General features: G+C 64.4%; 12 protein-coding genes. 11 read left to right on the plus strand and 1 reads right to left on the minus strand.

From position 1 onward, the window contains the following. Positions 1 to 100 precede the first annotated feature (100 nt). From hfq to OKW30_RS07190, 9 genes are all read left to right on the plus strand, one after another. Positions 101 to 337 carry an RNA chaperone Hfq gene (gene hfq, locus OKW30_RS07150; RefSeq protein WP_006051315.1) on the plus strand — a complete coding sequence of 79 codons (237 nt, stop codon included), beginning with the start codon at positions 101 to 103 and terminating at the stop codon, positions 335 to 337. Positions 338 to 367: 30 nt separating this feature from the next. Next, on the plus strand, positions 368 to 1,582 hold the full coding sequence (gene hflX, locus OKW30_RS07155; RefSeq protein ID WP_184022437.1) for a GTPase HflX: 1,215 nt from the start codon (positions 368 to 370) through the stop codon (positions 1,580 to 1,582). A 51-nt stretch (positions 1,583 to 1,633) separates the two neighbouring features. Further along, on the plus strand, positions 1,634 to 3,037 hold the full coding sequence (hflK, locus tag OKW30_RS07160; protein ID WP_184067632.1) for an FtsH protease activity modulator HflK: 1,404 nt from the start codon (positions 1,634 to 1,636) through the stop codon (positions 3,035 to 3,037). A 15-nt stretch (positions 3,038 to 3,052) separates the two neighbouring features. After that, on the plus strand, positions 3,053 to 3,958 hold the full coding sequence (gene hflC / locus OKW30_RS07165) for a protease modulator HflC (RefSeq protein WP_184067635.1): 906 nt from the start codon (positions 3,053 to 3,055) through the stop codon (positions 3,956 to 3,958). A 43-nt stretch (positions 3,959 to 4,001) separates the two neighbouring features. Next, positions 4,002 to 4,193, plus strand: coding sequence for a DUF2065 domain-containing protein (locus OKW30_RS07170; RefSeq protein WP_090800720.1), 192 nt, complete (start codon positions 4,002 to 4,004; stop codon positions 4,191 to 4,193). A 217-nt stretch (positions 4,194 to 4,410) separates the two neighbouring features. Then, a complete protein-coding gene (locus OKW30_RS07175) occupies positions 4,411 to 5,562 on the plus strand; it encodes an ATP phosphoribosyltransferase regulatory subunit (protein ID WP_184067638.1) in 1,152 nt (383 codons plus the stop codon). A 221-nt stretch (positions 5,563 to 5,783) separates the two neighbouring features. Further along, positions 5,784 to 7,130, plus strand: a complete 1,347-nt coding sequence (locus OKW30_RS07180) for an adenylosuccinate synthase (protein WP_090800717.1) — start codon at positions 5,784 to 5,786, stop codon at positions 7,128 to 7,130. 18 nt (positions 7,131 to 7,148) lie between these two features. After that, the gene (locus tag OKW30_RS07185; RefSeq protein ID WP_184048954.1) at positions 7,149 to 7,721 is read left to right on the plus strand and encodes a phosphoribosyltransferase; all 573 of its coding nucleotides are present in this window, start codon (positions 7,149 to 7,151) and stop codon (positions 7,719 to 7,721) included. 262 nt (positions 7,722 to 7,983) lie between these two features. After that, the gene (locus OKW30_RS07190) at positions 7,984 to 9,870 is read left to right on the plus strand and encodes a potassium transporter Kup (RefSeq protein ID WP_429346374.1); all 1,887 of its coding nucleotides are present in this window, start codon (positions 7,984 to 7,986) and stop codon (positions 9,868 to 9,870) included. Positions 9,871 to 10,019: 149 nt separating this feature from the next. Here OKW30_RS07190 and OKW30_RS07195 read toward each other — a convergent pair whose 3' ends face one another. Beyond that, positions 10,020 to 12,374, minus strand: a complete 2,355-nt coding sequence (locus tag OKW30_RS07195; RefSeq protein ID WP_429346375.1) for a Tex family protein — start codon at positions 12,372 to 12,374, stop codon at positions 10,020 to 10,022. 319 nt (positions 12,375 to 12,693) lie between these two features. On the opposite strand from OKW30_RS07195, the gene OKW30_RS07200 reads away from it, so the two are divergent. Together OKW30_RS07200 and OKW30_RS07205 are read left to right on the plus strand one after the other, a co-directional pair. Then, the gene (locus tag OKW30_RS07200) at positions 12,694 to 13,641 is read left to right on the plus strand and encodes a hypothetical protein (protein WP_429346376.1); all 948 of its coding nucleotides are present in this window, start codon (positions 12,694 to 12,696) and stop codon (positions 13,639 to 13,641) included. 148 nt (positions 13,642 to 13,789) lie between these two features. Further along, positions 13,790 to 14,008, plus strand: coding sequence for a DUF465 domain-containing protein (locus OKW30_RS07205; protein ID WP_013089766.1), 219 nt, complete (start codon positions 13,790 to 13,792; stop codon positions 14,006 to 14,008). The last annotated feature ends 47 nt before the right edge of the window (positions 14,009 to 14,055 follow it).

Here is a 14,055-nt window from a genome sequence, read left to right on the forward strand (position 1 = left end):
CGCGTCGAAATGAAAATCAGCTATAGTGTAGCGGTTGGCGGCGGATCTCTTTTTCTTCGCCGTCAATTCAGTCAACCTGCAAAAAAATACGGAGTTTGCTATGAGCAACAAAGGGCAATTGTTACAAGACCCGTTTTTGAACGCACTGCGTAAAGAGCATGTGCCGGTGTCGATCTACCTGGTCAACGGCATCAAGCTTCAAGGGAACATCGAATCGTTCGACCAGTACGTCGTGTTGCTCCGGAATACGGTCACCCAGATGGTCTACAAGCACGCCATTTCGACGGTCGTGCCTGCCCGTCCGGTGAATTTCCACCCGGATTCCGAACAGTCCTAACCCTCGCCGCGGCCGGCACACTGTCGCCCGTTGGCGATCACTCCCGGCCGCGTCATTTTGATACCCTCCAATTTGATCAATGCAGCGCTCGTTGGCATCGACTTCGGCAAGATCGATTTCGAAGCCAGTCTCGAAGAACTCAGCCTGCTCGCGCAAAGCGCGGGCGCGAACCCCCTGGTCACCCTCACCGGACGCCGTTCCAGTCCCGACGCGAAGATGTTCGTCGGCAGCGGCAAGGCCGAAGAATTGCGCCTTGCGTGCGAAGCAAACGACATCGAACTCGTGATCTTCAACCATGCTCTGGCGCCTGCGCAGCAGCGCAATCTGGAGCGGGCGCTTAATCGGCGCGTGGTCGATCGCACCAGTCTGATCCTCGACATTTTCGCGCAGCGCGCGCGCAGCCACGAAGGCAAGCTGCAGGTCGAACTCGCGCAGCTGCAATATCTGTCGACCCGGCTGATTCGCGCGTGGACCCACCTCGAACGTCAGAAGGGCGGTATCGGATTGCGCGGTCCAGGCGAGACGCAGCTCGAAACCGACCGCCGGCTGATCGGCGAGCGCATCAAGGCGCTCAAGATCCGCCTCGACAAGCTGCGCCGCCAGCATGGCACGCAACGCCGGGCGCGGAATCGCAACCAGACGATGTCGGTGTCGCTCGTCGGCTACACGAACGCCGGCAAATCGACGCTCTTCAACGCGCTGACCAAGGCGCAGGCGTATGCCGCCGACCAGTTGTTCGCCACGCTCGATACCACCTCGCGGCGCGTGTATTTGGGCGACGAAGCGGGGCAGGTGGTGGTGTCCGATACCGTCGGTTTCATTCGCGAGCTGCCGCACCAGCTCGTCGCCGCGTTCCGCGCGACGCTCGAGGAAACCATTCACGCGGACCTGCTGCTGCATGTCGTCGATGCATCGAGCGCGGTGCGGCTCGACCAGATCGATCAGGTCAACGAGGTGTTGCATGCGATCGGCGCGGACACGATCCGTCAGGTGCTCGTGTTCAACAAGATCGACGCGGTGCCAGAGCTGGCAGCCCGTGGCGACGCGGTCGAGCGGGACGAGTATGGTAATATTTCGCGCGTCTTTTTGAGCGCGCGCACCGGGCAGGGGCTGGATGCATTGCGCGCTGCCATCGCCGAAATCGCTACAGCCGAACCGCTTGCCGACATGCCGTTCGATGCGTCGCAAGATGACCGCGCGGCGCAACTGCGCGACGACCACAAGGTTCCAGAACTCGGGCACTGACCCGTTCCAAAATTGCACTGACCCGCTGTCTACTCTGGTGAACGAACACAGGTGAACGATTACAACGAGCGGAGTATCTGGCTGCGTATGCGCGCCTTGCTTTCACTGAACGATCCGCGTTGGGGCCGGGGCGACGGCAACGGCGACCGGCAACGGCCGAACGATCCGAAGCGACCGGCACGCGACGGTGAAGGTCCGCCCGATCTCGACGAAATGTGGCGTGATTTCAATCGCCGTCTGTCCCGGATTTTCGGGCGCAGGGGCGGCGGTGTCGGCGGTGGCCGTCCTGACAACGGCCGTGGCGCGCGCATCGGCGTCGGCATCGTGATCGGCGTGCTGATCGCGATCTATCTCGGCAGCGGCGTGTTCGTCGTGCAGGATGGCCAGGCGGCCGTCGTGCTGCAGTTCGGCAAGTATCGCTATACCGCGGCGCCGGGCGTGCACTGGCGTCTGCCGTTTCCGTTCGAGTCCCACGAGTTCGTCAATGTCGGGCAGATCCGCCAGGTCGAGATCGGCCGTAGCAATGTGGTGCGTCTCGCGAACGTGAAGGACGCGTCAATGCTCACACACGACGGCGACATCGTCGACGTGCGCTTCGCCGTGCAGTACCAGGTGCGCAATCCCAACGATTTTCTGTTTCGCAGCGTCGATCCCGATCAGAGCGTGATGCACGCCGCGCAGGCGGCGGTGCGCGGCATCGTCGGCGCGCAGAGCACTAGCGATATCCTCGATCAGGATCACGAAACTTTGCGCCAGCAGCTGATCGCGGCGATCCAGCAATCGCTCGATCAGTACCAGTCCGGTCTGGCAGTCACGGGCGTGACGATCCAGAGCGTGCAAGTGCCCGAGCAGGTGCAACCGGCGTTCGCCGACGCTGCGAAGGTGCACGACGAAAACGAACGCGCGAAACGCGATGCGCAGGCTTATGCGGCCGATCTCCTGCCGCGCGCGCAGGCCGACGTCGATCGTCAGGTCCAGGAAGCCAAAACCTATAGCCAGACCACGGTCGCGCAGGCGCAGGCCGAGGCCGAGCGCTTCAACCAGGTCTACGCCCAATACGCGAAGGCGCCGGCCGTCGTGCGCTTCCGCCTGTACATGGAAACCATGCAGCAGATTTACGCGAACGCGACCAAGGTGTTCGTCGACGCGAAGAACGGCAACAATGTGCTGTATCTGCCGCTCGACAGGCTCGTCGAGCAGAACCGCGAACGCCAGGCCGCGGCGGCGGGCGCCGCTGCTTCGGGTCCTGCTGTCGCGGGCGCGCCGCAAGCGGCGAGTGCGGCCGCGCCGTCGGCCGCCTCGGCCGCTGAGACCGGTGCCGCGGCAGGCTCCGCCGCCGATGGCGCATCCGCACCCGCTGCTTCCGCGCCTGCGCCAGCGAGCCGGCCGAGCGCCGCGTCGCTGCGCTCGCGCGAAGCGTTCCGCAATCGCATACGCGAAGACGACGTTCAATAAGGAGCGCACAAGAATATGAACCGAATCATTGCGCTCGTCGTCGCGGTCGTCATCGTGCTGTTCGCGGCATCGTCGATGGTGTTCGTCGTCGATCAACGGCATATGGCTGTGTTGTCCGCGCGCGGCGACGCGACGCCCACGCTGCTCGGCCCGGGGCTGCACGTGAAGCTGCCGCCGCCGCTGCAAACGGTCGTGTTCGTCGACAATCGCATCCAGTCGCTCGACGCACCCGACGAAGATCATTACGTCACGTCCGACAAAACTGATCTGCTGGTCAACCCGGTGATCAAGTTCCGCGTGACCGATCCGCTGAAGCTGATCGCCGAAACGAAGGGTGATCCGCAGAGTCTGCCCGACCGGCTCGCGCTGCTGTCGCGCGGCGCGCTCGGCGACGCGTTCGGCAAGTTCACGCTGTCCGACGCGCTCGCCAAACAACCGGCGGTCGCCGAAGAGGCCCGCGGTGCGATGGACAAGGGCGCGGCATCGCTCGGCGTATCGGTCGTGGATGTGCAACTCACGCGCGTCGATTTCCCGGCCGCGGTGGCCGACGCGGTATTCAAGCGCATGATCGCCGCGCGCCAGCAGGTCGCGGCGGACGAGCGAGCGAAGGGCGCCGCCGAAGCGAACCAGATCCGCGCGGACGCGCTCGCCAAGCAGCAGGCGGTGCTCGCCGACGGCCTCGCGCAGGCGCAGGGCATTCGCGGCGAAGGCGATGCAAAGGCCGCGGAGATCGCTGCCGAAGCGTTCGGCAAGGATCCGCAGTTCTACCAGTTTTATCAAAGCATGCAGGCGTACCGGAAGACCTTCAAGCCGGGCGACCTGATCGTGGTCGACTCCAGTAGCGAGTTCTTCCGCTTCATGCGTAGCCCGACCGGCGGCGTCGCCCCGGACGCTTCCGCGCCTGCTGCGCGCAAACGCTGATTACCGAAGGCCGCGGCATCCGCATCGCGGCCGCTTCACTCGCATGGACATAGCTGGTTCGTTATTGCTCGCGATCGCGCTGATGCTGATTATCGAGGGGATGTTTCCGTTCGTTTTTCCAACCGCCTGGCGCGACACGTTCCGTAAAATAGCGGAACGACCGCCGCATCAGATTCGTGTCGGAGGGCTCATCGTGATGTTGCTCGGGCTGGTTCTACTGTTCATCGCGACCTGAAGCCGGCTTGCTGGTCTGACGAACGCCGCGTGTTGCGGCGTGTTTTGCCGGCCCGAGCAAAACGCGTACTGACCGGCCACGCCGCCGCGCGTCGCGCGCGTGCCGCAAAGCGCCGCCCGGGCGTCTGTGTCAGCCGCCAGAATCAAGCCGCTCTACGTCATTCACACTCATCATCGGCGCTGCAAGACGCCGTGTTCAACGCCGTAGGACTGTATCGATGTCGACCTGGTTGCTTCCTGAGAATATCGCCGACGTGCTGCCGTCGGAGGCCCGCAAGATCGAAGAATTGCGGCGTCATTTGCTGGACCGTTTCCGCTCGTACGGCTACGAGATGGTGATGCCGCCGCTGCTCGAATACCTCGAGTCGCTGCTGACGGGCGGTGGGCACGATCTGAATCTGCGCACCTTCAAGCTCGTCGATCAGCTGTCGGGCCGCACGCTCGGTCTGCGCGCCGACATCACGCCGCAGGTCGCGCGCATCGACGCGCATCTGCTGAACCGCCAGGGCGTCACGCGTCTTTGCTATGCGGGCAACGTCGCGCATACGCGCCCGCGCGGCCTGCATGCGACGCGTGAGCAGATCCAGATCGGTGCGGAAATCTACGGCCACGCGGGGCTCGAAGCGGACCTCGAAATCCAGCAGCTGATGCTCGACTCGCTGCGTCTCGCCGGCCTCGCGAAGGTGCGTCTGGACCTGTGTCACGCGGGCGTGCTGGCGGCGCTGATCGAAGCCGAGCCGGCCGCCGAGGAACTCGGCCAGGCGCTCTACGACGCGCTGGCCGGCAAGGACGTGCCGCGCCTGGTCGAGATGACCGCGCAATTCTCGCCGGTGATTCGCGATGCGCTGCGCGCGCTGCCGACGCTGTACGGCGACGCGTCGGTGCTCGAAGAGGCCCGCGCGCGTCTGCCGAATTCACCGGCGATCGCCCGCGCGCTCGACGACCTCGCGTTCCTCGCGAGCCAGGTCGACGGCGCCGAAGTGATGATCGACCTCGCCGATCTGCGCGGCTACGCGTACCACAGCGGCGTGATGTTCTCCGCTTACGTGGACGGCGTGCCGAACGCGGTCGCGCGCGGCGGCCGTTACGACCACGTCGGTCAGGCCTATGGCCGCGCTCGCGCGGCAACCGGCTTTTCGCTGGATCTGCGCGAAGTCGCGCGGATCTCGCCGGTGGAAGCGCGCAGCAGCGCGATCCTCGCGCCGTGGCGGCACGACGAAGCGTTGCGCGTGGCGGTCGCGGCATTGCGCGATGGCGGTGAAGTGGTCATCCAGGCGCTGCCTGGCCACAAGCACGATCTCGATGAATTCGCGTTCGACCGGGTGCTGGTCGAGCGCAATGGCGCATGGGTGGTCGAACCGCGCGCTTGAGCCGCGCGTTCCGATCTACGCTGCCGGGGACCCGTCCCCCGACGTTCGCCCGAGGGCGGCGCAACCACCGCCCGAATCGCGCGCGGTCGAGCGACTCTTCGCGGCCGCGCATCCCTCGCAATACTCAACATAACGTGCATACCGTTGAGCGGAAACGGAAAAATTCCGGAAGCTTCCGCGAACCTAGGTAAAATACGTTTTTAACCAGCTTACGAAACAACATGTCTGCCAGCGCAGTGAATGTGAACCCCGGGCGCAACGTCGTCGTCGTGGGGACCCAATGGGGTGATGAGGGCAAGGGCAAGATCGTCGACTGGCTGACGGACCACGCTCAGGGCGTCGTTCGCTTCCAGGGCGGTCACAATGCCGGTCACACGCTTATCATCGGCGGCAAGAAAACCATCTTGCGTCTGATTCCGTCGGGCATCATGCATCCCGGCGTCGCGTGCTACATCGGCAATGGCGTCGTGTTGTCGCCGGAAGCGCTGTTCAAGGAAATCGGCGAACTCGAAGCCGCCGGCATCGACGTCCAGAAGCGCCTGTTCATTTCCGAAGCCACCACGCTGATCCTGCCGTACCACATCGCGATCGACCAGGGCCGCGAAGCGCGCCGCGGCGCGAGCAAGATCGGCACGACCGGCCGCGGCATCGGCCCGGCCTACGAAGACAAGGTCGCGCGCCGCGGCCTGCGCGTGCAGGACCTGTTCGACGCGCCAGCCTTCGCCGAGCGTCTGCGCGAAAACCTCGACTATCACAACTTCGTGCTCACGCAGTACCTCGGCGCTGCCGCGGTCGACTTCCAGCAAACGCTCGACACGATGCTGAGCTACGCCGACCGACTGAAGCCGATGGTCACCGACGTGTCGCGCCGTCTCTACGACGTCAACGCGAACGGCGGCAATCTGCTGTTCGAAGGCGCGCAGGGCACGCTGCTCGACATCGACCATGGCACCTATCCGTTCGTCACCTCGAGCAACTGCGTCGCGGGTGCCGCAACGGCGGGCGCCGGCGTCGGTCCGCAGAAGCTCAACTACATCGTCGGCATCACGAAGGCGTACTGCACGCGTGTCGGTTCGGGCCCGTTCCCGAGCGAACTGTACGATGCGGACAATGCCTCGCGCCAGGACCCGATCGGCCTCGAACTCGCCACCGTCGGCAAGGAATTCGGCTCGGTCACCGGCCGTCCGCGCCGCACCGGCTGGCTCGACGTCTCCGCGCTGCGTCGCTCGATCCAGATCAACGGTGTGACGGGGCTATGCATGACCAAGCTCGACGTGCTCGACGGTCTCGACGAAGTGAAGCTGTGCGTCGGCTACACGATCGACGGCCACAACGTCGATCTGCTGCCGCGCGGCGCGACGGAAGTCGCGCGCTGCGTACCGGTCTACGAAACCTTTGCGGGATGGAAGGAAAGCACGGTCGGCATCAAGGAGTGGGACAAGCTGCCCGCCAACGCGCGTGCGTACCTGACGCGCGTGCAGGAAGTCGCGGGCATTCCGATCGACATGGTCTCCACCGGTCCGGACCGCGACGAAACGATTCTGCTGCGTCATCCGTTCAAGGTCTAAGCGATGCAAGGTGTACCCATGATCGCGATGAAAGATCCGCGCAACGACGACAAGAACCTGTGGGTCGGCTGGGACGAATATCACCGGCTGATCGAGATGCTTGCACTTGCCGTGCACGAATCGGGCTGGAAGTTCGACAAGATCCTGTGCCTCGCGCGCGGCGGTCTGCGCGTCGGCGACCAGCTGTCGCGCATCTACGATCTGCCGTTGGCGATTCTGGCAACGAGCTCTTATCGCGAGGCAGCGGGCACGCAGCAGGGCGAACTCGACATCGCGCAATACATCACGATGACGCGCGGCGAACTGCACGGTAACGTGCTGCTCGTCGACGACCTCGTCGATTCGGGCGTCACGCTCGCGCGCGTGCAGCAGCATCTGAAGGAACGCTATCCGGCCATCACCGCGGTGCGCTCGGCCGTGCTGTGGTACAAGGGCTGCTCGAAGGTGAAGCCCGATTACCACGTGCAGTATCTGCCGACCAATCCGTGGATTCATCAGCCGTTCGAGGAGTGGGACACGGTGCGTCCGCATAACCTCGGCGCGTGGATCAAGCGCGGCATCGCCCAGGCCGATGAGGCGTCGGACAATTGACGCGAAGCCGCGCGCCTCACGCTTTGTCGCATCGGATCTCGCGCGTCATCGGGGTGTCACAAAACGGAGCCCAGTCGGGCTCCGTTTTTTTATGCGTCACGCGCGGCGCCAGAACGTCCGCACCGCGACAGGCGCGTCCATATCGCAGTGCTACACTGCGCGGACATCCACGTGGCGTATCCACAACAAGCCGGGCGGTACCGGATGGGCAGTTTAAAATAGCGGTCGTTTTTTCCGCCCGGGAACGGATTTCCTCGCGTCCATGACAGATAACAATCACGTACACAAACAGCCACTGCCTTCCCTTGCGATTGCCGCGATCGGAGTGGTGTTCGGCGACATCGGTACGAGCCCGTTGTACGCGCTGAAGGAAGCCTTCAGTCCGTCGCACGGCATCCCGTTGACCGATCAGTCGATCCTTGGGGTTATTTCGCTGCTGTTCTGGGCAATCGTGATCGTGGTCGGCGTCAAGTACGTGCTGTTCGTGATGCGCGCCGACAACAACGGCGAGGGCGGCGTCCTCGCGCTGATGGCGCTGGCGATGCGCTCGGTCGATCAGAAATCGAAAATGGCCGGCCTTCTGATGATGCTCGGCATCTTCGGCGCCTGCATGTTTTACGGCGACGCGGTGATCACGCCGGCAATCTCGGTGATCTCGGCGGTCGAAGGTCTCCAGATCGCCGCGCCGCATCTGGCGCATCTGGTGATTCCGCTGACCGTCGTGATCCTGATCGTGCTGTTCTGGATCCAGCGGCACGGCACGGCCACGGTCGGCCGTCTGTTCGGGCCGATCATGACGCTTTGGTTCCTCGTGCTCGCCGTGCTCGGCCTGTGGCACATCATGCAGTCGCCGAATGTGATCCAGGCGCTCAATCCCTACTACGCGTACACGTTCATGGCCGCGCACGTGCTGCAGGCCTACGTGGTGCTCGGCTCGGTCGTGCTGGTGCTGACCGGCGCGGAGGCGCTGTACGCGGACATGGGCCACTTCGGCGCGCAGCCGATCCGCATGGCGTGGTACGTGCTCGTGATGCCTTCGCTCGTGCTGAACTACTTCGGCCAGGGCGCGCTGCTGATGCACGACCCAAAGGCGATCGAAAATCCGTTCTTCCTGCTCGCGCCGGACTGGGCGTTGTTGCCGCTCGTCGTGCTGTCGACGGTCGCGACGGTGATCGCGTCGCAGGCGGTGATTTCGGGCGCGTACTCGCTGACGAGCCAGGCGATCCAGCTCGGCTACGTGCCGCGCATGAAGGTCCTGCACACGTCCGAACTCGCGATCGGGCAGATCTATGTGCCGGTCGTGAACTGGATGCTGCTGTTCATCATCCTGTGCATCGTGATCGCGTTCAAGAGCTCGGACAATCTGGCGGCCGCGTACGGTATCGCGGTGACGGCAACGATGGTGATCACGACGATCCTTGCCTGCGTCGTGATGGTGAAGGTGTGGAACTGGAACAAACTGCTGGTTGGGCTCATCATCGGCGTGTTCATGGTGGTCGACCTGGGCTTTTTCGGCGCGAACCTGCTGAAGGTCGAAGAGGGCGGCTGGTTGCCGCTGTGCATCGGCGGCCTGCTGTTCTTCCTGCTGATGACGTGGTTCAAGGGCAGGATGATCGTGAAGGAACGCACGGCCGCCGACGGTATTCCGCTGATGCCGTTCCTGCAAGGCCTGCTCGCGCATCCGCCGCATCGCGTGTCGGGCACCGCGATCTATCTGACCGGCAGCGATTCGCTGGTGCCGGTGAGCCTGCTGCACAATCTGAAACACAACAAGGTGCTGCACGAGCGCACGATCTTTCTGACCTTCGTCACGCGCGACATTCCGTACGTGAAGGACGCCGATCGCGTGACCGTGAAGGACATGAACGGTGGCCTGTGGCTGGTGAAGGCAGCCTACGGCTTTAACGAAACGCCCGACGTGAAGGCGGTGCTGCTCGACGTCGGCCGCACGCACGAGATGACCTTCGAAATAATGGACACGTCATTCTTCCTCGCGCGCGAAACGGTGGTGCCGACGCAATTGCCGGGCATGTCGGTATGGCGCGAGCGTGTGTTCGCGTGGATGCATCAGAACGCCGCGAAGCCGACCGACTTCTTCAGCATCCCGGCTAACCGGGTCGTGGAACTGGGAACGAAGATCGAGATTTGACGGCTCGCGCGTGACGTGCGGGAGCGCAAACAAAAAGCCCACGCAATGCGTGGGCTTTTTGTTCATGCGCGCGTGCAAGCGGTTGAGCGCGCGACGCAGTCATGTCACGGACCGGAGCGCGTGCGACGACGTGCTCCGGTCCGTGACGCTCACTTCTGCTTGAGCTTCGCAAACGCAGCCGCCATCGCGCCGCCCGGCTCCGGTTCGCGCGAGCGTTGCGGCGCACCGCGTCCCGCTCCGCCGCGATTGAAGCTGCCGCCCGAGCCACCGCGATCCTGCTGCGCACCGCCGCCGCTGCGCGCGGCCGCTGCACCGGGTTCGTCGTCGAGACGCATCGTCAGTGCGATACGCTGGCGCTTCACGTCGACTTCGAGCACCTTGACCTTGACGATCTGACCGGCTTTCACGACCTCATGCGGGTCCTTCACGAACTTCGTCGACATCGCCGACACGTGCACGAGGCCATCCTGATGCACACCGACGTCGATGAACGCGCCGAACGCCGCGACGTTCGTCACGACGCCTTCGAGCACCATGCCCGGGATCAGATCGCTGACCTTCTCGACACCTTCGCGGAACGTCGCGGTCTTGAACTCGGGACGCGGATCGCGGCCCGGCTTCTCGAGTTCGACCAGGATGTCGCGCACGGTCGGAAGACCGAAACGCTCGTCGACGAATTCGGTGGGTGACAGTCCGCGCAACGCATCGCGATTGCCGAGCACTTCGCCGACCTGCTTACTGATCTTCGCGAGGATGCGCTGGACGACCGGATACGCTTCCGGGTGCACCGACGAACGGTCGAGCGGATTCTCGCCGTTATTGATGCGCAGGAAGCCGGCAGCCTGCTCGAAGGTCTTGTCGCCGAGACGCGGCACCTTGCGTAGATGCTCGCGCGACGGGAACGGCCCGTTCGCATCGCGATAGTCGACGATGTTGCGCGCGAGCGTTGCGTTTAAACCCGACACCCGCGCGAGCAGCGCGACCGACGCGGTGTTCGCATCGACGCCGACCGCATTCACGCAGTCTTCGACGACCGCGTCGAGCGAGCGCGCGAGTTCGCGCTGGTTCACGTCGTGCTGATACTGGCCGACGCCGATCGCCTTCGGCTCGATCTTCACGAGCTCGGCGAGAGGGTCCTGCAGACGTCGCGCGATCGACACCGCGCCGCGCAGCGACACGTCCATGGCGGGGAATTCCTTCGCGGCAAGCTCGGACGCCGAGTACACCGACGCGCCGGCTTCGGACACGACGATCTTCTGCAGCTTCAGCTCCGGGTGACGCGCGATCAGCTCGCTCGCGAGCTTGTCCGTCTCACGCGACGCGGTGCCGTTGCCGATGCTGATCAGCTCGGCCTGCGTTTGCGCAGCGATTCGCGCGAGCTTCGCGAGCGAGCCGTCCCAGTCGCGGCGCGGCTCGTGCGGGTAGATCGTGTCGGTCGCGAGCACCTTGCCGGTGCGGTCGACCACCGCCACCTTCACGCCGGTGCGCAAGCCCGGATCCAGACCGATCACGGCCTTCGGACCAGCCGGCGCCGCGAGCAGCAGGTCCTTCAGATTGCGCGCGAACACGCGGATCGCTTCGTGTTCGGCTTCGTCGCGCAGATTGGTCAGCAGCTCGTTTTCGAGGTGCGGCTGCACCTTCACGCGCCAGCACCAGCGGCACACGTCGGAGAGCCACTTGTCGGCGGGGCGGTTCTGATTGGCGATGCCGAAGTGCCGCGCGATCAGCGCTTCGCCCGGGTGCGGCACCTGCGCGTCGAGCTCTTCGCCGAAACCGAGCTTGATCATCAGCACGCCGGCATTGCGGCCGCGGAACAGTGCGAGCGCGCGATGCGACGGCACCGTGCGGATCGTTTCGGCGTAGTCGTAGTAGTCGCGGAATTTCTCCTCTTCCGCGGTTTCCTTGCCTTCCACGACCTTCGACGACACCACGCCCTGGTTGAACAGATAGTCGCGCAGCTTGCCGAGCAGTTCGGCGGTCTCGCCGAATTGTTCGGAGAGGATGTCGCGCGCGCCGTCGAGCGCGGCCTTCACATCGGCGACGCCTTTGTCCGCGTCCACGTACGCCGCGGCTTCGGCTTGCGGATCGAGCAGCGGATTGCCGAGCAGCGCGTCGGCGAGCGGCTGCAAGCCGGCTTCGCGCGCGATCTGCGCGCGCGTGCGGCGCTTCGGTTTGTATGGCAGATAGAGGTCTTCGAGCACCTGTTTGCTGTCGGCGCCTTCGATCGCGCCGCGCAGCTCGTCGGTGAGCTTGCCCTGTTCGTCGATGCTCGCGATGATCGCCGCGCGCCGGTCTTCCAGCTCGCGCAAATAGAGCAGGCGCTCCTCGAGATTGCGCAGTTGCGTGTCGTCGAGATTGCCGGTCACTTCCTTGCGATAACGGGCGATGAACGGAACGGTCGCGCCTTCGTCGAGAAGTTCCACTGCGGCCGCGACCTGGCGCGGCTGGACGGACAGTTCGGTGGCGATGCGCTGGACGATCTTGAGTGCTACGGTTTCCGTCATAAGGTCTTGGTGTTCCTGCGGACTCAGTGATGGGCCGCGCGCGGGCGGCAAATCGGGACAGGCCGGGCGTGCGCCGCGACCAGGTTGCTAGAGCGGGGCATTTTGCCATAAATGCCAAAGGGCTCAACCGTGGGGTGTTAGAATTTCGGGCATGTTCCGTTGACCCTCTACGACGTTGCCAATCTCCTTGTCCCTCAACCGCCTGGTCTCTTCGCTGGCGTCAGGTTCACTGCCGGGTTCACTGCCGGGTTCGTCTCAATTGCCGCTGGTTTCTTTGCGCTCGTTCGGTCGGTCGGCTTTAACGGCTGCCGCGTCGTGCGTGATCGCCGCAGCGCTCGTCGTGCCGGTGTCGGCCGCGGCGCAAAGCGCGACGCCGGCGCAAGGTACGGGGCCCGTCGCGGCCTCGGGCCCGCAAGCCGCCGCAACCGCCGACGGCCCTCAAAGCGCAAGTGACGTAGCCGTGCTGGACAAGTCGTTCGACGAGCGGCAACAGGTGCTCAATCAGCGCACCGACGACAACAACTATCAATTCGCTGTCGCGCAACACAACTGCTACAGCCGCTTCTTCGTCAATCACTGTCTGAACCGCGCGCGCGACGCGATGCGCAGCGTGCAGGCGGACATCCGCAAGGAACAGCTCGCGCTCGACGCCGAGCAGCGTGCGCAGCGCGCCCGTGAACGCGACGAACGCACCGCGTTGCGGCGCGCGCAAAACGAGGCGGAAGCGCCGCAACGTGCCGCCGAAGACGCGCGCAACGAGCAGGCGTATCAGGAAAAGCAGCGTCAGCACGCGCTCGATCAGGCGCAGCACAACGCCGAGGCGCCGCAGCGCGAAGCCAATGCGCAGGCCTACGCGGAGAAGCAACGTCAGCACGCGCTCGATCAGGCGCAGCGCAACGCCGCGGCACCGCAGCACGAAGCCAATGCGCAGGCCTACGAGGAGAAGCAGCGCCAGCACGCGCTCGATCAGGCGCAGCGTGGTGTCACGCCTGCGCAGGCGGCGGCCAATCAGAAGGCCTACGACCAGAAGCAGAGCGACTACCAGCGCCAGCTCGAGGAAGCGCGTCGGCAGGGTGCGCAAAAGGCCGCGGAGCGCCAGCAGAAACAGGAGACTTTCGAGCGGAAGCAGGCCGAGGCCGCGCAGCACAAGCTCGATGTCGAAGCACGTCAAAAGCAGGCCGCCGAGAAGGCCGAGCAGAAGCGTCAGGACGAGCTGAAGCAGCAACAGCTCGAAGAGCAGCAAAAGCAGCAACAAGAGCAACCGTAAGCGTGCTGTAGTGGCTGTATCGTAGAGTAAGCCGTGGCGGTCGTGGCCAGGGCCGCCGTAGTCGCCGTAATGCGTTTTGAGGCGGACAGCAACCTCAGGCATCGGACCGCGCGCACGCGGTTCGTGCCGCCGACCAGAGGAGGCGAGCATGCGCGATCGTCATCACGTCATCGACGCAAACACACTTCGCGACCGCATTCTGCAACTGGAATCGGAGCATAGTGGACTCGACCGGTTGATCGACCGGATGTCGGATGAACCCGGCATCGACGACTTCGAGTTGCAGCGCCTGAAAAAGCGCAAACTTAAAGTCAAGGACACCATCATCTTGCTGCAATTGCAGCTCGAACCGGACGCGCGCGCCTGAGTTCGCGGCCTGGCAGGCGCCGGGCGCGCAGCGCGCGAGCCGGACTT

It is taken from the genome of Paraburkholderia sp. Clong3 (assembly GCF_050436485.1).
GTDB classification, from domain to species: domain Bacteria; phylum Pseudomonadota; class Gammaproteobacteria; order Burkholderiales; family Burkholderiaceae; genus Paraburkholderia; species Paraburkholderia tuberum.

Excerpts from the sequence above, each read along its gene's own strand:
- OKW30_RS07175 (WP_184067638.1), top strand. The coding sequence starts at position 4,411 with ATGTCGACCTGGTTGCTTCCTGAGAATATCGCCGACGTGCTGCCGTCG.
- OKW30_RS07205 (WP_013089766.1), top strand. The coding sequence starts at position 13,790 with ATGCGCGATCGTCATCACGTCATCGACGCAAACACACTTCGCGACCGC.
- hflC (WP_184067635.1), top strand. The coding sequence starts at position 3,053 with ATGAACCGAATCATTGCGCTCGTCGTCGCGGTCGTCATCGTGCTGTTC.
- OKW30_RS07180 (WP_090800717.1), top strand. The coding sequence starts at position 5,784 with ATGTCTGCCAGCGCAGTGAATGTGAACCCCGGGCGCAACGTCGTCGTC.
- OKW30_RS07170 (WP_090800720.1), top strand. The coding sequence starts at position 4,002 with ATGGACATAGCTGGTTCGTTATTGCTCGCGATCGCGCTGATGCTGATT.
- OKW30_RS07190 (WP_429346374.1), top strand. The coding sequence starts at position 7,984 with ATGACAGATAACAATCACGTACACAAACAGCCACTGCCTTCCCTTGCG.
- OKW30_RS07185 (WP_184048954.1), top strand. The coding sequence starts at position 7,149 with ATGATCGCGATGAAAGATCCGCGCAACGACGACAAGAACCTGTGGGTC.
- OKW30_RS07195 (WP_429346375.1), bottom strand. The coding sequence starts at position 12,374 with ATGACGGAAACCGTAGCACTCAAGATCGTCCAGCGCATCGCCACCGAA.
- hfq (WP_006051315.1), top strand. The coding sequence starts at position 101 with ATGAGCAACAAAGGGCAATTGTTACAAGACCCGTTTTTGAACGCACTG.